This is a genomic window from Providencia sp. PROV252 (genome assembly GCF_033676005.1).
In the GTDB taxonomy this organism is placed as follows: domain Bacteria; phylum Pseudomonadota; class Gammaproteobacteria; order Enterobacterales; family Enterobacteriaceae; genus Providencia; species Providencia vermicola.
Window position 1 is genome coordinate 1530304 of record NZ_CP096294.1, and the last position, 23273, is coordinate 1553576.

General features: G+C 42.1%; 20 protein-coding genes and 3 tRNA genes. 9 read left to right on the forward strand and 14 right to left on the reverse strand.

Features of this window, described 5'->3' with window-relative positions; translation table 11 throughout:
• The first annotated feature begins 11 nt into the window (after positions 1-11).
• From ttrB to ttrA, 3 genes are read left to right on the forward strand one after another with little or no spacing between them, the layout of a single operon-like run.
• The gene (gene ttrB / locus M1F05_RS06835; protein ID WP_206086722.1) at positions 12-749 is read left to right on the forward strand and encodes a tetrathionate reductase subunit TtrB; all 738 of its coding nucleotides are present in this window, start codon (positions 12-14) and stop codon (positions 747-749) included.
• Positions 731-1777, forward strand: a complete 1047-nt coding sequence (ttrC, locus tag M1F05_RS06840) for a tetrathionate reductase subunit TtrC (RefSeq protein WP_206086723.1) — start codon at positions 731-733, stop codon at positions 1775-1777. The genes ttrB and ttrC overlap by 19 nt, the downstream gene beginning before the upstream one ends.
• Positions 1770-4844 (forward strand): tetrathionate reductase subunit TtrA, encoded by a 3075-nt coding sequence (gene ttrA, locus M1F05_RS06845; RefSeq protein ID WP_206086724.1) that lies wholly within the window; start codon positions 1770-1772, stop codon positions 4842-4844. The genes ttrC and ttrA overlap by 8 nt, the downstream gene beginning before the upstream one ends.
• Before the next feature lie 158 nt (positions 4845-5002).
• Here the strand turns inward: ttrA and M1F05_RS06850 are convergent, their stop codons facing one another.
• Together M1F05_RS06850 and M1F05_RS06855 are read right to left on the reverse strand one after the other, a co-directional pair.
• A complete protein-coding gene (locus tag M1F05_RS06850; RefSeq protein WP_206086725.1) occupies positions 5003-6010 on the reverse strand; it encodes a nickel/cobalt transporter in 1008 nt (335 codons plus the stop codon).
• A complete protein-coding gene (locus tag M1F05_RS06855; RefSeq protein ID WP_241016912.1) occupies positions 6001-6633 on the reverse strand; it encodes a DUF1007 family protein in 633 nt (210 codons plus the stop codon). The genes M1F05_RS06850 and M1F05_RS06855 overlap by 10 nt, the downstream gene beginning before the upstream one ends.
• A gap of 277 nt (positions 6634-6910) precedes the next feature.
• Between M1F05_RS06855 and M1F05_RS06860 the strand changes: the two genes are divergently transcribed.
• Positions 6911-7957 (forward strand): rhodanese-related sulfurtransferase, encoded by a 1047-nt coding sequence (locus tag M1F05_RS06860; RefSeq protein ID WP_206086726.1) that lies wholly within the window; start codon positions 6911-6913, stop codon positions 7955-7957.
• Positions 7958-8005: 48 nt separating this feature from the next.
• Here M1F05_RS06860 and M1F05_RS06865 read toward each other — a convergent pair whose 3' ends face one another.
• From M1F05_RS06865 to M1F05_RS06905, 9 genes are all read right to left on the reverse strand, one after another.
• Positions 8006-8599, reverse strand: a complete 594-nt coding sequence (locus M1F05_RS06865) for a LuxR C-terminal-related transcriptional regulator (RefSeq protein WP_206086727.1) — start codon at positions 8597-8599, stop codon at positions 8006-8008.
• Between the two features lie 217 nt (positions 8600-8816).
• Positions 8817-9071 carry a biofilm formation regulator BssS gene (gene bssS, locus M1F05_RS06870; protein ID WP_047756449.1) on the reverse strand — a complete coding sequence of 85 codons (255 nt, stop codon included), beginning with the start codon at positions 9069-9071 and terminating at the stop codon, positions 8817-8819.
• Between the two features lie 233 nt (positions 9072-9304).
• The gene (gene pyrC / locus M1F05_RS06875; protein WP_206086728.1) at positions 9305-10354 is read right to left on the reverse strand and encodes a dihydroorotase; all 1050 of its coding nucleotides are present in this window, start codon (positions 10352-10354) and stop codon (positions 9305-9307) included.
• Between the two features lie 181 nt (positions 10355-10535).
• Positions 10536-10611: transfer RNA gene (locus M1F05_RS06880), tRNA-Asn, on the reverse strand.
• A gap of 250 nt (positions 10612-10861) precedes the next feature.
• Complete coding sequence (locus M1F05_RS06885; RefSeq protein ID WP_206086729.1) at positions 10862-11305, reverse strand: universal stress protein; 444 nt, start codon at positions 11303-11305, stop codon at positions 10862-10864.
• 21 nt (positions 11306-11326) lie between these two features.
• On the reverse strand, positions 11327-12100 hold the full coding sequence (locus tag M1F05_RS06890; RefSeq protein WP_206086730.1) for a siderophore-interacting protein: 774 nt from the start codon (positions 12098-12100) through the stop codon (positions 11327-11329).
• Positions 12081-13526 (reverse strand): efflux transporter outer membrane subunit, encoded by a 1446-nt coding sequence (locus M1F05_RS06895; protein ID WP_206086731.1) that lies wholly within the window; start codon positions 13524-13526, stop codon positions 12081-12083. Before M1F05_RS06895 ends, M1F05_RS06890 begins: the two co-directional genes overlap by 20 nt.
• On the reverse strand, positions 13526-14578 hold the full coding sequence (locus M1F05_RS06900; protein WP_206086732.1) for an HlyD family secretion protein: 1053 nt from the start codon (positions 14576-14578) through the stop codon (positions 13526-13528). Before M1F05_RS06900 ends, M1F05_RS06895 begins: the two co-directional genes overlap by 1 nt.
• Before the next feature lie 23 nt (positions 14579-14601).
• The gene (locus M1F05_RS06905) at positions 14602-16140 is read right to left on the reverse strand and encodes an MFS transporter (protein WP_206086733.1); all 1539 of its coding nucleotides are present in this window, start codon (positions 16138-16140) and stop codon (positions 14602-14604) included.
• A gap of 130 nt (positions 16141-16270) precedes the next feature.
• Here M1F05_RS06905 and M1F05_RS06910 point away from each other — a divergent pair, with 130 nt between their 5' ends.
• Complete coding sequence (locus M1F05_RS06910; RefSeq protein ID WP_206086734.1) at positions 16271-17173, forward strand: LysR family transcriptional regulator; 903 nt, start codon at positions 16271-16273, stop codon at positions 17171-17173.
• A 55-nt stretch (positions 17174-17228) separates the two neighbouring features.
• On the opposite strand, the gene M1F05_RS06915 is transcribed toward M1F05_RS06910, so the two are convergent.
• The 3 genes from M1F05_RS06915 to M1F05_RS06925 form a co-directional block, all read right to left on the reverse strand.
• Positions 17229-17304: transfer RNA gene (locus M1F05_RS06915), tRNA-Asn, on the reverse strand.
• Positions 17305-17556: 252 nt separating this feature from the next.
• Positions 17557-17632 (reverse strand) — tRNA-Asn (locus M1F05_RS06920).
• A 136-nt stretch (positions 17633-17768) separates the two neighbouring features.
• Positions 17769-18272, reverse strand: a complete 504-nt coding sequence (locus M1F05_RS06925) for a YlaC family protein (RefSeq protein WP_206086735.1) — start codon at positions 18270-18272, stop codon at positions 17769-17771.
• A gap of 484 nt (positions 18273-18756) precedes the next feature.
• On the opposite strand from M1F05_RS06925, the gene cspE reads away from it, so the two are divergent.
• The 4 genes from cspE (at position 18757) to mgtA (ending at position 23237) form a co-directional block, all read left to right on the forward strand.
• The gene (gene cspE / locus M1F05_RS06930) at positions 18757-18969 is read left to right on the forward strand and encodes a transcription antiterminator/RNA stability regulator CspE (RefSeq protein ID WP_004909801.1); all 213 of its coding nucleotides are present in this window, start codon (positions 18757-18759) and stop codon (positions 18967-18969) included.
• Positions 18970-19073: 104 nt separating this feature from the next.
• The gene (gene dsrB, locus M1F05_RS06935) at positions 19074-19262 is read left to right on the forward strand and encodes a protein DsrB (RefSeq protein WP_206086736.1); all 189 of its coding nucleotides are present in this window, start codon (positions 19074-19076) and stop codon (positions 19260-19262) included.
• A 425-nt stretch (positions 19263-19687) separates the two neighbouring features.
• The gene (locus M1F05_RS06940; RefSeq protein WP_219249123.1) at positions 19688-20386 is read left to right on the forward strand and encodes an MgtC family protein; all 699 of its coding nucleotides are present in this window, start codon (positions 19688-19690) and stop codon (positions 20384-20386) included.
• Between the two features lie 148 nt (positions 20387-20534).
• A complete protein-coding gene (gene mgtA, locus M1F05_RS06945; protein WP_206086738.1) occupies positions 20535-23237 on the forward strand; it encodes a magnesium-translocating P-type ATPase in 2703 nt (900 codons plus the stop codon).
• Positions 23238-23273: the final 36 nt, after the last annotated feature.

Sequence of the window (23273 nt, forward strand, 5' to 3'; positions counted from 1 at the left end):
TGGAGCCAATTATGGATCTGAGTAAACGAAAATTTCTACAACAAATTGGGGCAGTGACGGCGGGTGCGTCGTTAATTCCAATCTCGGAGGCTGGCCTAAACTTATCTCCAACGCGTCATGAAGGCAATCCTGAAAAACGTTATGGGATGTTAATCGACTTACGTCGTTGTATTGGCTGCCAATCTTGCACTGTAAGTTGCTCGGTTGAAAACCAAACGCCACAAGGCCAATTTAGAACCACCGTTAACCAATATCAAGTGGCGGTTAAAGGTGAGGAAGGTTTTACCAACGTACTTCTGCCACGCTTATGTAACCACTGTGATTCACCTCCTTGTGTTCCTGTATGCCCTGTTCAAGCCACTTTCCAACGGGAAGACGGCATTGTTGTGGTTGATAATGAACGTTGCGTCGGCTGTGCTTATTGTGTACAGGCTTGCCCGTATGATGCCCGCTTTATTAATCATTCCACACAAACTGCAGATAAATGTACTTTCTGTGCACATCGTTTAGAAGTGGGTTTATTACCCGCATGCGTTGAATCTTGTGTGGGCGGTGCACGTATTATTGGTGACTTAAAAGACCCGAACAGCACCATTCGTAAAATGCTGACTGAACATGAAGCGGAAATTAAAGTGCTCAAACCAGAAAGTGGCACATTACCACAAGTTTTCTATATCGGTTTGGATGATGCATTTGTAGAGCCGCTACAAGGCAAAGGGCAACCCGCATTATGGCAGGAGGTGTTCTGATGGACGGTCAAGTGACATATATTTCTGAAATTATGGCTCAGCCACAAGAATTTTTCTGGCTACCGTGGGCCGTGCAATACTTTTTCTTTATCGGAATCGCTTCTTGCGCTGTGCTGTATGCGTGTTACCTGCATTGGCAAAATAAAAGCGAAAATGGCCGATTAGAGATGATCGCTGTGTTCATCGCGATCACCATGGGGATCACCGCACCACTCGCGTTAACGGCAGACTTGCACCAAACCGCACGGGTTTGGCATTTCTACGCACACCCAACACTGTGGTCTTGGATGTGGTGGGGCTCGGTTTTATTACCATTATTCACCACATTCATTGGGTTATATTTTGTTGCCCTGATTGTGAAAATGATTTGGAAAAAAGAGTTTAAAGCGACCCGTTGGGTGGCATTGCTAGCGGCGTTATCTGCAATGGGCTTATTGCTGTACACCGGCCGTGAAGCGTCAATCTTAAACGCACGTCCAATCTGGTATAGCTGGTGGATGCCAGTATTAATGTTCCTAAGTGCGTTGCAAGTTCTGCCTGCATTGATTGGTTTAGGTGCTCGCAAAGAGCCACAATACCAAAACCGTTTAGCCCGTTTCCAAGTGATTACCCTGCTGTTATTTGCCGTGTGTTTCGCTCTGTGGTTATCAGGGGATACCATATCAGGGATCGCGGTACGCCAACAGTTGGATACTGCAAGTGCAGGTTGGTGGATGCTGATGGGGGTTTGTGCGCTGTGGTTAATCACATTTGTGATGTCAGTGAGCAATGTAAAAGCTATCCGTTCAGTACCTTACATTACCGTTTTAGCCTTAGTTTCGATGGCTTTTGCTTGGACACTACGTTGGATTTTCCTGATGGAAGTTCAAGCGGTTCCAAAATATAACATTATCGCGAATCCATACCACTTCCCTCTGGGGACTGACGGCTTAATGGCTATTGTAGGCACATTTGGTCTGTGGATTGCGTTAACAATTATTGTTCGTGAAGGTGTTCGCTGGTTTGCGAGGAGAGTGCAACATGGCTAAATTCTCAAGACGTCAATGGCTTAAAGGTGGTTTGGTTGTCGGTGGCATTGCGTTATTTGGTGCAAGCTACCGTGATGTGGCCAAACGTGCAGTCGATGGTTTGGTTAATGGCACCTCTGGTAAAGTCACGTTAGACCGCCTCAATGGCAACTCACTGCGTCCAGAAGGCCAAGCACTGAAAGGCTGGCAGGAAAACCCAGAACAAGTGGTGGCGATGACCCAATGTTTTGGTTGCTGGACTCAGTGTGGTATCCGTGCTCGTGTTGATACAGCAAAAAATGAAGTGCTGCGTATTGCTGGGAACCCGTACCACCCGTTATCTCACGAAGAGCATTTCCCCTATGGTATGCCGCTAAAAACTGCGTTCAACAAAATGAGCGGTGAGTCAGGTTTAGAACATCGTTCAACGGCATGTGCCCGTGGGGCGACCTTAATGGAAGGCTTAACCAGTCCACTGCGTATTTTAGAACCGATGAAACGTGTGGGTAAACGCGGTGAAGGTAAATGGGAGCGCATTAGCTTTGAACAACTGATTAAAGAAGTGGTTGAAGGCGGTGATTTATTCGGTGAAGGCCATGTGGATGGGTTAAGAGCCATTCGTGACCTTGAAACGCCATTAGACCCATCACAGCCTAAATTAGGCCCGAAAGCGAACCAATTGCTAGTGACTAACGCAGGGGACGATGGCCGCGACGGCTTTATTCGTCGCTTTGCACAAAACGGCTTTGGTAGCAAAAACTTCGGTGCGCACGGCTCTTACTGTGGCCTCGCTTACCGAGCAGGTTCGGGGGCATTGATGGATGACTTGGACAAAAACGCCCACGTCAAGCCTGATTGGGATAACGTGCGTTTTGCCTTATTCCTCGGGACGTCCCCTGCACAATCGGGGAACCCGTTCAAACGTCAAGGCCGCCAGTTAGCGACAGCACGTTTACGTGATTCTTTTAATTATGTGGTTGTTTCCCCTGCATTGCCACTAACGACAACATTAGCCAATGACCATGGTCATTGGGTGCCTGTACAACCAGGGACGGATGCAGCGTTAGTGATGGGAATGATCCGCTGGATCATCGAAAACGAGCGTTATAATGCAAAATACCTTAGCGTACCAAGCGAAAAATCAATGGAAGGCATGGGGGAAAAAAGTTGGACCAACTCCACCCATTTGGTTATCACTGATGACGCGCATCCATTAGCAGGCAAATTATTAATTTCCTCTTATCTTACTGGGGAAGAGGATGATGAAAAAGCCTATTTGGTTCAGGACGCTTCTGGTGAGTTGAAATTAGCGGATGATGTCCCTGCTGCGGAACTTTTTGTGACCCGCAAAGTGACATTGCATGATGGCAGCGAAGTCACAGTAAAATCAAGCTTCCAATGCCTGAAAGAAGCAGCAAATCGCATGACGCTTGAAGAATATAGCGAACGCTGCCATGTACCAGTGAAAACCATTGCATCACTGGGCAAAGCCTTAACTTCTTATGATAGAAAAGCAGCGGTCATTTCCCATGGCGGTATGATGGGAGGCAACGGCTTCTACACAGCATGGTCAGTCATAATGCTTAACGCCTTGATTGGTAATTTAAACCTGAAAGGCGGTGTGTCTGTTGGTGGCGGTAAATTCAACGGGGAGAACGATGGCCCACGTTACAATATGTCGAGTTACAAAGGCAAAGTGAAGCCAAAAGGCGTTGTGTTATCGCGCAGTAATGAAGTCTATGAAAAATCAGATGAATTTAAAGCAAGATTAGCCGCAGGTGAAAAACCGTATCCTGCAAAAGCCCCTTGGTATCCGTTTGCGAAAGGCCAATTAACGGAGCAACTGGCGTCTGCGTTGATGGGGTATCCGTATGCGCTTAAAGCGTGGATCACCAATATGACTAACCCGGTATATGGCATCGCGGGTATTCGTCAGGTTATGGAAGAAAAACTGAAAGATCCAAAACATCTTCCATTAATTATTGGTATTGATGCCTTTATGAATGAAACCACTGCGCTGGCAGATTACATTGTGCCAGATACCCATAACTTTGAAAGTTGGGGTTTCAGTGCGCCGTGGTCAGGTGTTCAAGTTAAGGCGAGTACCGCGCGTTGGCCAATTGTTGAGTCCCGTACAGCGAAAACCGCGGATGGCCAGCCAATTTCAATGGAAAGCTTCTGCATTGCGGTAGCAAAAGAGCTGAAATTACCTGGCTTTGGGGACAACGTGATTGAGGACATGGATGGCAACATGCATTCACTCAATACCGCAGAGGATTACTACTTGCGCGTGGCTGCTAATATGGCTTGGTTAGGGGAAAAACCCGTACCAGAAGCCGCAACAGAAGACATCCAAATCAGTGGTGTTGAACGTATTTTACCTGCGATCACTCGCACGTTGAAACCAGAAGAAGTGCGCCGTGTGGCTTACATCTTCACACGCGGTGGCCGTTTTGCACCGTATGAAAAAGCGTGGGATGGCGATGCAACAGGGCCACAATGGAAAAAAGGATTGCAGATTTGGAACCCAACTGTTGGGACTAACCGTCATGCAATTACGGGTGAACGTTACAGTGGCTGTCCAACTTACTATCCGCCACGTATGGCGAATGGTGATGACGTTAATAAAGTGTTCCCAGAAAAAGAGTGGCCACTGAAACTGATGTCATTTAAATCTCATGTAATGAGCAGTTCAACAACGGTGATTGAACGCTTACGTCATGTTAAACCGACCAACCTTGTGGCTATTCACCCTGATGATGCTGCGAAAATGGGGGTAAAACATGGTGATTGGATCCGCATCACCACGCCAGGTGGAAATGCAGAAGCTCAAGTCAGCGTGTTGGATGGTGTAATGCCAGGAGTGCTAGCGATTGAGCATGGTTATGGGCACACTGAAATGGGCGCTAAACAGCACTATTTAGATGGTGAACCAATGCCGATGAATGCGGCTAATGGTTCAGGTATTAATTTAAACGACCTCGGGTTTGCTGACCCAACGCGTGAAGTGGCAAATACTTGGCTTGATTGGGTATCGGGTGCTTCTGTTCGCCAAGGTTTACCAGCGAAAATTGAGTTAATCAGCTAGCTAGGTTTTAACGTAGTAGTAAAAGTTGCTAGCTTGCGGGGTTCTGCATAGCGTTGCAGGCCAGCAACTTTGTTTTGAGCAGTTGACATTGCGCATCAACAGTGTGTTTATCGCACTGTGACTTCGGCAAGTGCCAGGGAGGGGGAGCCCTCCCTTTTTTAATGCAATAATGGTGAGGTTGCGTGTTCCATTGCACCGCTTTGATACAATAAAACGCCCATCAAGACAAACAGCACCCCAGCGATGATTTTAAGTGAAATTACCCAATATGGTGAGAGTTGAACGCCTTTTAGACGTGAAACGCGCAATGCATTATCTCTCATAAGATGAACAAACACCGCAATCAAACAGATGGTTAACGCTGTGCCGACAGCCATCATCAGCGCAGCAATAATTCCCCACACATATGCATCAATCACATACGAAAAGAGCAGTACCAAAATTGCGCCTGAGCATGGGCGGATCCCCATCGAAAGAATAATCAGTAGCTTACTTTTGAACCCCGCTTGTAGCTGTTCAGATTGGACAACATGTTGATGCCCACAAGCGCAGCTAGACAGCTCAGTTTGCACTTTGCTATAAATAATTTTGGGTTGGGATTGATTCAGTGGTTGTATGCTTCGTAATGTTAAAGCGGCTGATTTTTTTGGTTTGCTGATTTGCCAAAGACGGCGAATCGCACTGACACAAAGAAATACGCCTAGCAAGATCACAAAAATGTAGCTGATTTGCTCTGCATAAGCACTGGCTTGGTTCAGGTGTTTAGTGGAGAGCTGGAATAAAATGAGTACAAAAGAAACCAGCAAAATGGCGACTAATCCCTGCAATAAAGACGCGAGTAAGCTAATCACGACACTTTGTTTTAAGTGAGTGGCTTGTGTGGCGATATAGGTGGTGATGATTAATTTACCGTGTCCTGGCCCAAGGGCGTGTAAAAAACCATAAGCAAAGCTTGCAATGACCAATAATCCCCCAGCATAAAATGGCCGAGTCGCCGTTTCTTGGAGAAGGTAAGATAGCCCTTGGTTTAATTGTTTTTGCCAAATAACACTTAGTTGTAACCATGAGTTCCAATGGATGTAAACCTGCAAGGCGCAATACGCTATAAGCACTAATAAGATAACTGCACCGAGCCATTTTTGGTTACGCAACGCAATTAAGGGCATTGGATATCCACCTGTTGTGCAAATTGCTTACCAAGTGCTAAGTCTTCATCTGGTGTATCATTTTTGTCTAATGAAAAGGCATAGGCGCGCATGGAGTCAGTAATATCGGCTTCTTTTAATGCCAACTTGCAGGTCGCGGCAAGCTCTATAGGTAGTGTAATTTGCTGCGGGTTTTGGTAGGTCATACTGACATAAAATGATGGATCGTAGGTTTGGAGAGTCACATGGGAGCTTTTAATTGGTAGAGGTTGCATAAATGACGCAGTGAAGTAAAACACTAGAGAAAAACCGTCTTTTTCAAGATGGTAGTTATCGGGGATGCGCTTAAAACTGACTTTTTTCCCTTGATAATAGAAATCAGTGAAATAATCCTGCATTAATACATTCGCCATCACAATGGCTTCTTGTTGCTTCCAGCGTGGGTCATCCTTTTTTACCCCTTTGAGTTCATACAGAATATCAGCAGAGGTCATTGGATCCATCTTCCAAGCATAATTTATCCCTGAATAGTTATTTTGTTTGGTTTCAAGGGTCATTTTCATTTCAATAAAACTGTGAGGATGAGCCGCTACCTGTGGCACGACAAGAGATAATATAATAAAAAAGAGAGGGAATAATCGCATTATTTCTACTATTTAAAGGTGGTAAATTAATAACGTTATAACATAACGGAATGAAATCGTGAATCATCAAATGTCACTAAAATACCGTTAATTATGTAAGTAAATAATGATTTAAACGTTTTAATCATATTTCAATAACAATCCCACTTAAAATAAAGGGTTTTTTATTAACACAATAACAGCGATAATATGAATAAATAATCTCATGCAGTTGTGTTTAACAGTCATCAGGTTAATTGTTTAAATATTAGTTAGTTACAAAGGAAAAGAGAACACCATGCCAGTGTTACATAACCAAGTTTCAAATAAAATACTCAAAGAACGCATGTTGGCTGAAACTGAGCCACGTACCACTATTTCTTTCTATAAGTATTTTAATATTGAAGACCCAGCTGTCTTTCGTAATGAATGGTACCAACAATTCAAAGCGTTAAACGTATTTGGCCGTGTGTACATTGCCAAAGAGGGCATTAATGCACAGATCAGCGTGCCAGCATCCAATGTTGACGCTTTACGTGAACTAATTTATCGCACAGATCCTGCATTGAATGATTTGCGCTTAAATATTGCTATTGATGATGATGGGAAATCGTTCTGGGTTCTGCGCATGAAAGTGCGTGATCGCGTAGTTGCTGATGGCATTGACGATGAGACATTTAACCCTGCAAATACTGGGCAATATCTCAAAGCGCATGAAGTGAATGCAATGATTGATGATCCGAATACTGTATTTGTTGATATGCGTAATCATTATGAATACGAAGTGGGTCACTTTGAAAATGCGGTAGAAGTTCCATCGGATACTTTTAGAGAACAGCTTCCGATGGCCGTGGAAATGCTGCAAGAGCAAAAAGATAAGAATGTTGTCATGTATTGTACTGGCGGTATTCGTTGTGAAAAAGCGAGTGCATACATGCTACACAACGGCTTTAAAAATGTTTATCACGTGGAAGGCGGTATTATTGAGTATGCACGTAAAGCCAAAGAACAAGGCTTACCTTTGCGTTTTAAAGGGAAAAACTTTGTTTTTGATAACCGTATGGGCGAACGTATTACAGATGACATGTTAGCGCACTGCCACCAGTGTGGGGCACCTTGTGATTCACACACGAACTGCCGCAATGATGGTTGCCATCTACTGTTCATCCAATGCCCAACTTGCGCTGAAAAATACGAAGGTTGCTGTAGTGCTGCATGCAATGAAGAAATGAAACTACCAGAGCAAGAACAGCGTGCTCGCCGTGCAGGCCGTGAAGTGAGCAATAAAATATTTAATAAATCCCGCCACCGTTTATCAGAGGGCTTATTAAATAGCGATAGCTAATTGAGTATAATACTAAAAAAGTAGAAGCCCTTTTTCAGGGCTTTTTACTTAATATAAATATTTAAATACATTATAAATGAAGAAAAGCTCTATTCTGTTTTTAACGAAAACCTTACTTGCTATATGGCGCTTTTGTGAATAAACCGTACTGTTACTTATCCCTAATTTCTTAGAGATAATATGGTTTGGTATTTCATTCATCCAATTGCTAATTATTTTTTGCTCCTTGACAGTAAATATAGAGGTATCTGTATTATTCGCTAATTTTGTTATTTTTTCTATTTGTGCATAATCATTAATTACTCTATCCAATGTTTTAATAATGATATTTTTGGATAAAATAAAAAAATTATCTTTTAATAATAGTGGGTTATCTGTTTGGGGGTAAGGGGCATTGATATAAATATAAAAACGAATATTATTTGATAGGTTTAGTAACCCTTGTAAAGTTGGACAATAATTTGAGTAGTGGCAATAATAGGTTAAATTAACAAGAACAATGTTTGGTGAGTTTTTATTTATGAATTTAATAGCATCACCCAAACAGCCAGTGCTAATAAAGTTTAAGTTCTTATTCTTTGATAAATATTCAGTAATACCAAGTCTCGTGTAATAACACTCATCAATAACTAATATTTTCATTGGGAACGTCCTGGTTCGAAAGAGTATTACAATAAATTGGAATAGCTAGTGATGTCAACTGAGTAATAATAAAAACAAAAAATGTTGTCGTTAATTTAAATTAATCAATTTATAAAAATAAAATGAGGTAAAGTAGTTATATAATATATAACTACTTTATTGAAAGGCTATAGATTTAAAAAATGGATATCTACGGCTCAAATATCCATTTAAGGATTTAGTGTGTTTTAAAATTAAACTCGATGTATTCCCCAGACTCTATCTTATCCACGCCAGCTTGAAGAATACCAATCAATTGTTTTGCGACATCCGTGGTAAGCCACATGGTTTTATCCACGACAGCATCGCCTGAGTTTTTATCTTGTTCGGGGAGGTAGTGCAAACGTAACATCATGGCATCATAGGCATCTACGGTGCTAATGTCCCAGCCAACAACTGGGTGAGTTTGAATAACATCATTTTTTCTATTCATAAAAACCTCCTAATCAAACAGCGTGATAAATAATAAATATCTATAACTGACTAAGAGCAAAGTTCTTGGAATGAATCCACTTTCAGTATAAGGAGATTTCGTTAATAAGGAAGTAAATAAAATATTTTTTTGCATAAATGACAGTAAATGCACAAATAAAGTGAATATAGCTGGAGCTCGTAGAGGGAAGCGATTGCAACTTCCCCCATGACGATAAACGAGATTTTTAGTGCTTATTTAGCGATAGCGATTGACCAGCGAGAATCTTCACCTGCTAATAACGGGATCAATTTATCATTACAGCAATCAATAGATTCACAAGTCATGTTTGGTTCTTTAGTCAGGGTTATATGGCCTTCATTTACAGGCAAATTATAGAATTTAGGACCATTCAATGAGCAAAATGCTTCAAAGTGCGCTAAAGCATCTAGTTCTTCAAACACAGTTGCATAAGCGGCCAGTGCGGTTGGTGCATTAAATACGCCAGCACATCCGCAAGCAGCTTCTTTACGTGATTGCACATGTGGAGCGGTATCTGTTCCTAGGAAGAAGCGATCACAACCCGATGCAACAGCAGAACGAAGCGCTTCTTGGTGAATGTTACGTTTTAAAATTGGCAAACAGAACAAGTGCGGTCTTACACCACCGACTAACATATGATTACGGTTAAACATCAGGTGCTGAGGCGTTAGTGTCGCAGCGGTAAATTCGTTGGCATCCAAAACATATTGTGCAGCTTCTTTTGTTGTGATGTGTTCGAAAACTACCTTTAAGTTTGGAAATTGGGCGCGTAATGGCTGCATGACTTGTTCAATAAACAGTGCTTCTCGGTCAAAAATATCAATATGGTTCGCGGTGACTTCACCGTGAATCAATAGCGGCATACCTGCTTTTTCCATTGCTGCCAGAACAGGATAAATTTTCTTAATATCAGAAACCCCATGGCTTGAGTTGGTTGTTGCATTAGCAGGATATAATTTACATGCGGTAAACACACCTTCTTGAAAGCCACGGATTAGTTCAGTTGAGTCAGTTCCATCAGTAAGATAACAGGTCATCAACGGGGTAAATTGGTGCCCTTGTGGCACAGCCTGAATAATGCGCTCGCGATATGCTTTTGCGGCTGCAACGGTAGTAACGGGAGGAACTAAATTTGGCATCACAATTGCGCGGCCAAAAAACTCACTGGTGTAGGGAACGACCGTTTTTAACATATCATCATCGCGAAAATGAACATGCCAATCATCAGGGCGGCGAATCGTTAGGGTAGTTACAGTAGTCATTAAACCGGCTCCATAAGGGAAGGTGAGTGATGAGCGAACGCTCAGGCCGGGAACGAATGATAAAGCGAAAGGAGAAAAATAGCTATGGGAATTGATGATTAAATATCTTTTGAGAAAAATGATAAACGATAAGAAAGCAAAAAGCCTGCTTAAATTTCTTTAAGCAGGCTTCTCTAAATATTGGCTCCTCCAGCTGGACTTGAACCAGCGACATACGGATTAACAGTCCGCCGTTCTACCGACTGAACTATGGAGGAACTCCTTGGTACGCAGAGGATATTAGCTTCCTCTAAAGGGATTGTCAAAGGAGAATATCGAAAAAAATGTTCGTTTGCCTGTTATGTGTGCGAACTGAGGGAAGTTTGATCGGAAATTATGTAGGAACAATAAACTGAAGGACAAATCAATAGAAAAAACATCAATGCCATGATGGGCTTTGTGTATTAAAAGTATTGATTACAGTGGATAACAACAGGTAACCACTGTAATCATTTTTAATCATATCGGTTAACGCGGGATCACTAAAACGGGTTGAGAAATATCATCTAATAAACTGCGAGTGACCGACGTATTCAGCCAGCGGCTAAATGAAGAAAGGTGACGGTGGGAGATAATCAGTAAATCACAATTGTGTTTTTCCATTTGTTTAGGGATTGTCTCGATAGGTGTTCCTGCGGCAAGCAGCCCCTGTGTTTTAAATCCCATATTTGTTAATGCGCTGGTGACATCTTTTAATTGTTTCTCTGCTAAGGCTTCTTCTCGCTGAGCAGCAGGGTACTCATCGCGTTCATCGCTATTTTGACTTAGTTTAGTGCGGCTTAGCGCAAAGGTGCTATCGACAACGGTTAAGACAATGACATTATGAATACAGCCTGTCATACGTTGCATAAAATTGAGGGCATTACTGCTATTTTCGAAGCTATCGACAGCCAACAATACATTATTAATCATTTTTATCTCCTGATAAGCGATTTACACCGCACCCTTAAAGTTAGATTCCCCTTTTTTCCAATAGCCTTTTGCGAAGAGTGAGGTTTTGGGGATCCCTCTTTCGTTGATAAAATGATTCTTCAAATAAACAGCAATTTGTTGCTCACAGGCTAACCAAACTTGGCCTGGTTCAGCAGGCAGAGCACATTGAGTAATGGCTCGGACTAGAGAACTATTCATCACGCTATCATAATGACGGTCGCGAATTTGCCAGCTATTGACGATTAAGTCAGGGTAATTTAGTGTTTGTATTTCTGCTTCATCACTGACCTCTGCAAACCAGAAAACAGGCATTTGTTCCGTCAATGATTCAAGAATACGATGCATTGCGGGAAGTGCGGTTTCATCACCCAATAAAAGTAACCAACCTGCTTCAGATAGCGGTTTAAACCCGCCAGAACACGGCCCTGCAAAACCAAGTCTATCACCGATTAATGCGTCTTCAGCCCAGCGAGATGCGGGGCCATCACCATGCAAAACCATATCGATATCAATGGTTCTGTTGATTTTATTGATCCCGCTAATGGTGTAAGCGCGACCCGCTAAACTTTCTTTCCAAGGAAAAAATACCTTGACCCAATTTGCGGGTTCGTAAGCTCTTAAATCATCTAAAAACTTATCGACATCATCACCACTCAAGGTAATCCGTCGCATTTTTTTTGTTAATGATTGCACTGCGCTAACGGTAGCTTCTCGTTTGCGCCTTGTATCTTTTTCTAATATGTCGCCCACAATTTTATTCATTGTATTGTGCATGAGGATCCTCCTGCTGCATATTTGACGGATAAGTGTGTTCCCAACCACCGCCTAATGCTCGATATAGATTGACTACAGCAAGGGCGGTTTCTTCTTGAGACGTAATTTGTGCCGATTGCAAATCTAACAAGGCGCGCTGGGTGCTTAATACATGCATGAAGTCACTGGCGCCATTAAGATAGCTATCCCGTGCTAATGAAAAAGCATGCTGATTAGCGGTAACGGCAGAAACTAGGTGTATTTGCCTGAGTTGTTGGGCCTGATAGTCTGAAAGTGCATCATCAATTTCATGCCAAGCACGCAAAACAGTTTGTTGGTATGCAATTGCCATTTCTTGTTGACGGTACTCAGTTAACGTCACACGTTGTTTGATTTTTCCACCATCGAATATGGGTAAATACAGTGAGGGGCCAATGGCGAACGTATGCGTTGACCAGCTTCCCATATCGGATAATGCAAGGGCTTGGTAGCCTGCATTACCTGTTAACGTGATCCGTGGGTAGTAATCCGCTTTAGCGACGCCAATTTCTGCGGTTGCTTGGTGTAAGCGCTCTGCGGCTTCACGAATATCTGGCCTGCGAAGTGCAAGATCAGACGGAACGCCCATCGGAACTATTTGAGTTAACTGTGGGAGGTTCTTTTTCGTTGATAATTGGGCATTAAACGCCCCAGGTTGCTCGCCCAGCAACAAGGTAATGGCATTTTTTAGGCGATTTTCCCTATCAATTAGCACAGGAAGCAAGGCATTGATTTGGTCGAGTTGTACTTGCGCTTGTTCCACATCAAGTTGGTTTCCTGAGCCATTTTGTAAACGTACCTGAGTGAGTTCCAAGGTTTGTAACGAGGTTGCATGGTTTTCTCTTGCAACTTGAATTTGTTGCTGTATGGCACGCAGGCGTAAATAATCGGTGGCAACTTCTGCGGTGACAGAGGTTAACAAGGCTCGCCGATTTTCTTCTGATGCGGCAAAATTAGCACGAGCACTTTCTGATGCACGGCGTAATTTTCCCCACATATCCAACTCCCAAACCGCACTAAACCCACCGCGCCAGAGGTTAAAGTCAGACTCGCCTTTTTTCCCTGATGGATCCATACTACCGACTGATGTTGCACGTTGGCGCTGGTAAGCACCATCAAAGCTAAAATCAGGGGCTAAGTCAGAATCGGCAATGCCCAATAAAGCGCGACTTTGTTGCATGCGCGCTGTCGCTAATTGCAAATCTAAATTACTTTTTGTTGCGCGTTGTATGAGCTCTGAAAGCTGGCGATCACCAAAAATGCTCCACCACTCGATAGGAAGGGAGGAGGTGCTTTGGTTAGCACCCCAATTTTCTGGCAAAGTCGCTTGCGGTGGCACGTAATCGGGGCCAACTGCTTGGCAACCTGTGAGTGCTACGAGAACCAGTGCAATGGCGGTTTTGTTCATTAGTGGCTCCCATCCAATGTGTTGATGCTCACATCGGCTGACATGCCTACGCGTAGTGCATTCATTGTCGCCGCACTCTCTTTGTTAATATCAAAGGTAATTTTTACAGGGATACGTTGCACAATCTTTGTGAAATTACCTGTTGCATTTTCAGGTGCAACAGGGGAAAAGCTAGCGCCTGAAGCGGGTGCGATACTGTCAACATAGCCTTTTAGGGTTTGGCCAGGGAACGTATCAATGCTGATATCAACGGTTTGCCCCTGAGTAATGTTCTGCAACTGTGTTTCTTGGTAATTAGCAATAATGTACAGTTTGTCTTGGGGCACAATTGCCATTAACGCATCACCAGGCTTAACAAACTCACCCACTCGCAGGCTTTTTTTACCCACTACTCCTGCAATCGGTGCGGTAATACGGGTATAAGATAAATTGAGTTTAGCCATCTCTTTCTTCGCTTGCGCCAATGTCAATTCAGCGTCACTATCTGATTGCTTAGCTTGTAAAACTTGCAACATATTCTTAGCCGCTTTTAAAGACGCTTCGGCTTGTGCAACACTGGCAGTCATCGTTTGTACGCGGGTAGTTGCTTGTTGTGCCGCTTGTTGTGAACCTGCGCCAGTCGTTGCCATTTTGTGATAGCGCGTTTTCTCTTGGTGAGCAAATTGCAACTCAGCTTGTGCGGATTGTAATTGAGCTTGCGCAGCAGAAATCAGCGCATACTGGCGTACTAGATTCGCTTTAGCATCATCTTGGCGTGCACGTGCTGAGTTTTCTTGTGCTATCGCTTGGGAAAGTGCGACAGTGAATTCCCGTGGGTCAATTTCCGCTAATAATTCGCCTTCTTTCACCCATTGATTGTCTTGAACCAAAACTTGGGTAACAACACCTGAAATTTGGGGTGAAATACGCGAAATATCGGCACGAATATAAGCATCATTGGTATTTTGCATTGTTTTTTTAATGGCGAACTTATTAATTAATAGCCCGCCTACGACAACTAAAATACCCGCGATTGCAAGGGCAACACCTTTATTAATTTTAATTTTACTCATTGTTAATTCCTGATAATCAATAACTAAGCCGCGGCTACAGACCGTGGCGGATAAATTCGAGTTGGCATCACAACGATCAGCCCTGTTAACAACAGCGCTAAGCCTGAAACCAACATATAAAGATCAGCACTAGCCAGCACATATCCCTGACTAGAGGCAAGCTGGGTCAGCTCTCCAATAGACTCTGAGGTTGTGCGATATGCTGTCCCGTAGCCATCGGCAATTACACCTGAATGAAAATCCCCCCGTTGGCGGCTTAACAGGGCAATAACACCACCTGCTGCTGTTGCTGCGAAGCCTTTGACTGCGTTAAACCACGCAGCAGCAAATGGGCCATCGGTCGGTAAAAGTCCCCCAGTTGCCATCATCAACAACGGAATAACGGCCATGGGTTGAGCAATTGCTTGTAGTAGCGAAATGGTTTTAAAATTATTTCCATGCCAATCAGGGGTCAGTTGTGATGCAAGCACACAAGCCGCTGCCATCAATAACAGGCTGATCGCCAATACCCAGCGACAGTCCACTTTTGGGGTATTACAAATGATCGCAACGATAGGCAGCGTAATTAGTTGGGGGAGTGATACCCACAGCATCATGTCTGAGGTCTGTTCGAGTCGATATCCTTGGATTGCGGATAAATAACCAGAGGTAATATTGACTAGTGAAACCATAATCAATAGAACCCCACCCAACGTAATTAATGAAAATGAAAGATTTCGTTTGCCAAGCAGCTGCAAATTAAAAAATGGCAATGGGTGATACCATTCATTAATGAGAAACAGCGCAAGTAGCCCTAATCCACCAATTAATAAGACATAAATGAGTGAGGAATTAAGCCAATCTAAACGCTCTCCTTGGGATATTCCTACAGTTAGCATGGCTAAAGCGCTTCCCCCAAGGATTAAACCACGCCAATTAAATTGTTTAAGGCGTTCTAAGCGAAGAGGGTCTTGTGGTAAGCCATAGCCAATGCAAATGGTTGCAATGGCCATTAAGGGTAAATTCCAATAAAAATAACCACTCCATCCCCAGTGAAATGCAAATGCGGCGGCGGTTGCACCAAAGGTGGCACTCCACGCGGAAACCCACCCATAAGCACCTAACCCTAACACCTTAATTAGCGGGGGCATAAAGCGCAGTACAACGGTCATTAACATCGGTGGTAAAGCACCACCCGCGAAGCCTTGTAAGCTGCGAATGGTTAACAACCATGTGTAGTGCTCCCCTAACCAAGGTGTAATTAATCCACCCAGTAGATAAATTGAGCACATCACTAAGGCTACACGGCGTAATGAAAAAGTAGGCCAAAAACAGGGTGTAAAACCCGAGCCAATAACAAAACCTGTGACATAGCAGGAGATTAACCAACTTCCTGTATCTATATTTAGAGCCATTGCGCCTTGGATGTCGCCAAGGGCGAATTTACTGGCGTTTTCTCCCACGCCACTCGCCATGACCGCTAAAAAAACACCAAATAGGCCCATCCATGTGCGGCCACTGATCTCGCCTGCACTGGCTATCCATTTGTTTTTTTGAGGTTGCGTAATAGACGCATCAACCATTTCAAACTCCTGCTGTTTCAATAATTGTTCTATCAATTTCAGCAGTAGTATCTAAATTTTACTTGATTGTTTAAAATGAAATGATGTAATTAATTTATTGCAAAAAACGCAATCCGTGGGCGGGGGAAATATGCCACAGAAAATAGATTTTAATTTAATTTATGCGCTGAATTTATTACTGGAGGAAGGCAGTGTGAGCGGTGCTGCTGAAAAAATGAATTTAAGTGCGCCTGCGATGAGCCGCATTTTAGGCCGTATCCGTGAACAATTTAATGATCCTATTCTCGTGCGGGCAGGGCGAAAATTGGTTCCGACACCCAGAGCGTTAGAGTTAAAACAACAATTGGCAGAAATTATAGCTCAAGCTCAAGCACTTATTGAACCTGATGAGTTGTTTCATCCCGAATCCCTTGAAAGAACATTTGTCATACGTGCGAATGATATTTTTATTGGGGCACTAGGTGGGGGGTTATTAGAAACATTACGTGAGTTGGCACCACGAAGTAGTTTAACCTTTATCGCAGAAAGTGATACAGATGATGACTCCTTGCGTAGTGGCAAAGTGGATTTGGTTATTGGCTCATCACGGGATTGGCACCCTGAAATTAAAGCCCAGAGCTTATTTACGAGCACGTTTCAAGCGCTAGTACGTCCTGGGCATCCAATTCTTGATAACGTAACACCTGAAACGTTAACGCATTATCCGCATATTAGTGTTTCACGAAGGGGACGGACTTTAGGGCCAATTGATGATGCATTGCGTGATTTGAAATTGCAACGCAAGGTGGCATTGACGTTACCCAGTTTTCATTCCGCTATGATGCTAACAATGAAGTCTGATTATATCTTGCCGTTACCGCGCCATGTATTACAAGGGGTGAAAAGCATCAATTTGCCACTTGTTGAGATAGAACTCCCTATTGAGCTGGAGTCTATATTTATTGTGCAAGCATGGCACCCTCGTCTGGATAGAGACCCTGCGCACCAATGGCTACGTCAAACGATTAAGCAATTTTTTCTAGAAAAAGAATAATGAGTTAGTCGATGTTAGATAGCAAAAAGCCCGCATTAAGCGGGCTTTTTAAATTTGGCTCCTCCAGCTGGACTTGAACCAGCGACATACGGATTAACAGTCCGCCGTTCTACCGACTGAACTATGGAGGAATTGCTTTGTTCCTGAGAACGAGGCGCATATTACCCATCCTGTTTCCCGTTGTAAAGCATAAAAATTAAAAAAATCGTCAAGTGGGTGTTAAATAGACAAACTGGCGATTATCTGTACCTAAATATCTGATTTTAACTAAATGAGGGGATAGACAGCCACAATGAGAGCGAGGAAAGAAAAAATAGATTTATACGTTAAATAGAGAGGATGCAAGATAGCAAAAAGCCCGCATTAAGCGGGCTTTTTAAATTTGGCTCCTCCAGCTGGACTTGAACCAGCGACATACGGATTAACAGTCCGCCGTTCTACCGACTGAACTATGGAGGAATTGCTTTGTTCCTAAGAACGAGGCGAATATTAACGATATCACCTCGGACTGTCAACGATAAAAATTGAAAAAAAACTCAACTGCTCAATCACTACTCAATATGACTGAATTTCATGCTAGTCAATTGATATTGCATTAATTTTGTGCAGCCAATTTACCTTGTACTGGTGTAGAAACTTCGGGGTAAACCACATGATAAATATCGTAAAACGAGATCATGCCTTTTAATGCAATTAGACGGGTGATTTCTTGTTTAATTGTTTGACTGACTTCATTGGAATCAAGGACTTTACGAATTGCGTTTTCAGAAACAGGTTCAGTCACGAACCATTCACCATTATAACAAACACGTAAATCTAACACGCCGATGTCTTCGAAATGATAGACTGGCTTAATATCAAAAAGTAACACGCTAGCTAAAATAATAAATAACAGAGTAATACCCAACGTCCAGTATGGGCCAAAATATGGCGCATACCAAAGAATAACGGCTAGCGGAATATAAGCTGCAATCATACCTATACATAAGTAAGGGTGGTTTGCGAGGAACTGGCTATTGAAATACGGTTTGCCATCACGATTTTCACGTTTATTGATGGTATCTAAATCTTCGACAAGTATTTGTTTGATAATATCCATGTGATAACTCTCTGTCAGATATTGAATCTATACTCGCAGAGTATCACGAGGGCTCAAGATTGTTATATATCAGTTAAAAAAAATATTAATGCAGATTGTCATGAGATCAGATAATTCTGACTGACAATAAAAGGTTTTTTTGCCCTTGTAATTAAATTTTTCTTTAAGTTATCAACTAAATGCAGTGTTTTTGTTAACATTATGGCGGATAAAAGTGACATAGTCGAAAAAACTGCATTTTTTTATGGATTGAATGTATAAAATAGTTGCTATTATCTTAAAGTCATGAGTTAATGTGCATCGGCCTGTTTAGCAGTCCTATTTGATGTATGATTACTGAGTTAGTGTGTTCTAAAGAAGAAAGTTATCACAGATAGCCTTTGACCGTGACGCTTCATCTTGGTGTTTCCCTGATTAAATAGTTGACTCTGGCCCGTATATGCCAAAAAGGCAAGTTTTTTTGATGTTATATAGGAAAAGTCAAATGTCCGACAAAATGAAAGGTCAAGTTAAGTGGTTCAACGAGTCTAAAGGCTTCGGTTTCATCACTCCAGCTGATGGTAGCAAAGACGTTTTCGTCCACTTCTCTGCCATTCAGGGCAATGGTTTCAAAACTCTGGCAGAAGGCCAGCAAGTTGAATTCACCATTGAAAACGGTGCAAAAGGCCCAGCAGCTGCTAACGTAACTGCTATCTAAGCTAATTGCTGAACTGATTTTCTAAAGCCCGTCATTTTTAATGACGGGCTTTTTCGTATGCGTTACATTTATGATTAATATTATTTTGTTGGAAAATAGATGTCATGAATATTAATGATCGTGTTTATGTGAAAACAGATGGGCAAGAGCGACGAGAAGGAACAATTTTACTTATCGAACCTTTTAATGAAGGTGTAATGTATTTAATTGCATTACCTGATTACCCAGAAGGTATTTGGTTTTTTAATGAAAAAGAAGGCAACGAAGGCACGTTTGTCACATTAATTGAATAATAGTTTTTTAATTAAATTCAAATTTATTAAAAATTTGTTCTTTACTTCGTAAATTAGCCCACCTATACTCCACCCATCAATTATTTAGGAGATTATTACTTGGACAGTCAGAGTTGGAATAAAAACTTAATTTAACGGCAAGCCAGTAATCGTCTTTTCTTTTCACTGCTTGCCACTAAGGCGGGCGGTGTCTGATGTATCCCATCATACATACACCCTTATATTGTACACAAAGTACTATTTTATATTTAATTAATAGCTTATTACTATTGTATTGAGTGTGTATCATGTTTGTATATTTTTATTCTCTATTTCCTCCAGGCAATAGCTAATTATTCTTGAATCTTTATTGATTCAAATTATGGCTATGTGCTTTTTATTAAGCATATAAAAGATTATCCAAATTATTTTTTGGAGGAATTATTATGCTTTTTACTCCTGATATTTTAAATCTTGTCTCGGCAATGTGCCTCGGTGCCTTAATTGGTGCTGAGCGCCAATGGCGTCAACGTATGGCGGGGCTGAGAACCAACGCATTAGTTGCAACGGGTGCTGCTGTTTTTATTTTAAGTTCTGTCACGACATCACCTGATAGCCCTGGCCGTATTGCTGCACAAGTGGTTTCAGGGATCGGTTTTCTGGGCGCGGGTGTCATCATGCGTGAAGGCATGAATATTCGAGGCTTGAATACAGCGGCAACGTTATGGTGTTCTGCTGGGATTGGCGTGTTATGCGGGTTGGGGCAATATTCACTCGCATTGATGGCTACCTTATTGATTTTATGTGCAAATATTTTATTGCGAGAAGCTGCTTCTCGCATCAATAAGCAGCCTCAAGTTCAAGCCTTAGATGTTGAACAACGTTATAAAATCCGCGTTATGTGCCATCAAGAAGACGAGATTTTAGTTAGAACCCTTATTTTACAAGCTATTAATGGGTTACACATTCGACTGCAATCGTTAAGTAGTGCTGACACATTAAAAACAGAACAACTTGAGGTTTGTGCTGAATTTTTGGCAACACCCGCTGAGCAAAAAGAGATTGAAGCATTAGTTTGTAGAATCAGTCTTGAGCAAAGCGTAAGTGCTATCAATTGGAAAGTGGCATCAGAGCTTCCGGCTTGAATGCAAACAATTAACTCACTATAGGAGCCGAAATGGACGATCACCCTCCGTCATGGAGACGAAACTTGGAGCTATCCAACTGATATAATAGCCTTATTTTCAGTTGGATAGCGTAAAAATACACAAGTGTTGTATTAGAGACAACGTTATGACTGAAATAAGACACCAACGCAAAAGCGTTAAAGCGCCTGCACGGCAAAAATTTATTGTTGGCGAGCAAGCGAGTAAAAATATTGAGCAAGTGCTAAATGAGTATCAAACCAATTTATTAGGCCTAGCAGACAATGAAGCGATGGATCGCTTAGTAACTGAGGGGGAAAATGAGGTTGCTCATGAAAAAGCCCCTCCTGCTTGGAAGCAGCTGCTTTCATCATTTAAAAACCCATTTATTTTTGTTCTGATTGTGTTGGCGTTAGTCAGCTTTTTCACGGACTATCTGATCCCTGAGCGTCAAGGAGAAGAGACAGATTTAACGGGTGTTATCATTATTGTTACGATGGTTCTGCTAAGTGGTTTATTGCGTTTTTGGCAGGAATATCGGACGAATAAAGCCGCTGAAGCGCTCAAATCTTTGGTTAGAACGACCGCAACGGTGTTTCGTCGGGACAATAAAACAGGGCGTTCAATTCGTAAAGAAGTTCCAATTAAATGCCTAGTCCCTGGGGATATTGTTCTTTTATCCGCTGGAGATATGGTTCCCGCCGATTTAAAACTCGTTGAATCGAGAGACTTATTTATTAGCCAAGCGATTTTAACTGGTGAATCTATCCCTGTAGAGAAATATGACACATTAGGGGATGTTTCCGCCAAAAACCTTGATCCTGTATCGCCCACTGAAAATGAATTACTTGAAATATCAAATATTTGCTTAATGGGTACTAACGTCACCAGCGGAACGGCTCGCGGTATTGTGGTGGCAACGGGTGGGAAAACCTATTTAGGCTCGCTAGCAAAATCAATCGTTGGTAGTCGAGCACAAACCTCTTTTGACAAGGGGGTAAATAGTGTCAGCTGGCTATTGATCCGTTTTATGTTAGTTATGGTTCCAATTGTCTTATTGATTAATGGATTTACAAAAGGTGATTGGTTCGAAGCAACGCTGTTTTCTTTAGCTGTTGCTGTAGGGTTAACCCCTGAAATGCTTCCAATGATCGTCAGTTCAAACTTGGCGAAAGGGGCAATTGCAATGTCTAAGCACAAAGTGATTGTCAAAAGGTTGAATGCTATCCAAAACTTTGGCGCAATGGATGTTCTTTGCACAGATAAAACGGGAACGTTAACGCAAGATAGGATCATTTTAGAACATTACCTTGATAGTCATGGTGAGAAAAATAGTAAAATTCTGCAACTCGCGTGGCTGAATAGTTTTCATCAAAGTGGTGCTAAAAATATGATGGATCAGGCCATTATTCGCCGTGGAAGAGGGAATAGTGAGGTTGAACAATTAAAAGCATTCCAGAAAATTGATGAGTTGCCATTCGATTTTATCCGACGAAAATTATCGGTAACGGTAAGGACGCCAGAGGGAAATGCGTTACTTATCTGTAAAGGTGCTGCTGAAGAAATGCTCGCTGTTTGTCAAAGTTATCAACAAAATGGTGAATCTCAGGTTTTAGATGAGCAAGCGAGAGCAAGAGTCACAGAGTTAGTGAGTGATTACAACCGACAAGGATTTCGGGTACTGTTGCTAGCGACGCGAGCATTAAATGAACATGAAGCTAGCCTGCCATTATCTGCTCAAGCGGAGCAACAACTTGAGCTCCAAGGTATTTTAACTTTCTTGGATCCTGCTAAAGAAAGTGCGATTTCTGCAATCGCGGCGTTGCGTGAAAATGGTGTCACCGTCAAAGTATTGACTGGCGATAATGCCATCATTACGGAAAAAATCTGCCATGATGTTGGGCTAAATATCAGTGAAATCATGACGGGTTTGGAAGTTGAAGCGTTGTCTGATGAAGAGTTGAGCCAAAAAGTTGAGCAGGTTTCTGTTTTTTGTAAGCTGACGCCATTGCAAAAATCCCGAATTTTAAAAAGATTACAGGCAAATGGACATACTGTCGGCTTTTTAGGGGACGGAATTAATGATGCGCCAGCGCTTCGTGATGCTGATGTGGGAATTTCCGTTGATACGGGTACTGATATCGCAAAAGAATCAGCGGATATCATCTTACTGGAAAAAGATTTGATGGTATTAGAGCAGGGAGTGATTAAAGGACGGGAAACTTTTGGTAATATTATCAAATACCTGAATATGACAGCGAGCTCTAACTTCGGGAATGTGTTCTCTGTATTAATTGCTAGTGCATTTATTCCGTTCTTACCCATGTTAGCAATTCATTTGCTCGTACAAAATTTGCTGTACGATATTTCCCAACTGGCATTACCTTGGGACAAAATGGATAAAGAGTTCTTAAAACGCCCTCGTAAATGGGATGCGAAAAACATTGGTCGCTTTATGATTTGGATCGGGCCAACCTCTTCTATCTTCGATATCACCACATTTGCTTTGATGTGGTATGTATTCCAAGCAAATAGTGTGGCTCATGAAGCATTGTTCCAATCAGGTTGGTTTGTTGAAGGGTTATTATCACAAACCTTGGTTGTTCATATGTTAAGAACACAAAAAATACCCTTTATTCAAAGCACGGCGGCACTACCTGTGATGTTAACAACGGGGTTAATTATGGCATTAGGCTTATATATCCCGTTTTCATCATTTGGAACCATGATTGGGTTACAACCATTACCAATTGAGTATTTCCCTTGGTTAGCGTTAACATTAGTAAGTTACTGTATTGTCGCACAATTGATGAAACAATTTTATATCAAGCGCTTTGGTACATGGCTATAACATATTGATAAATTAATAAAAAGAAGAACCAAGGAA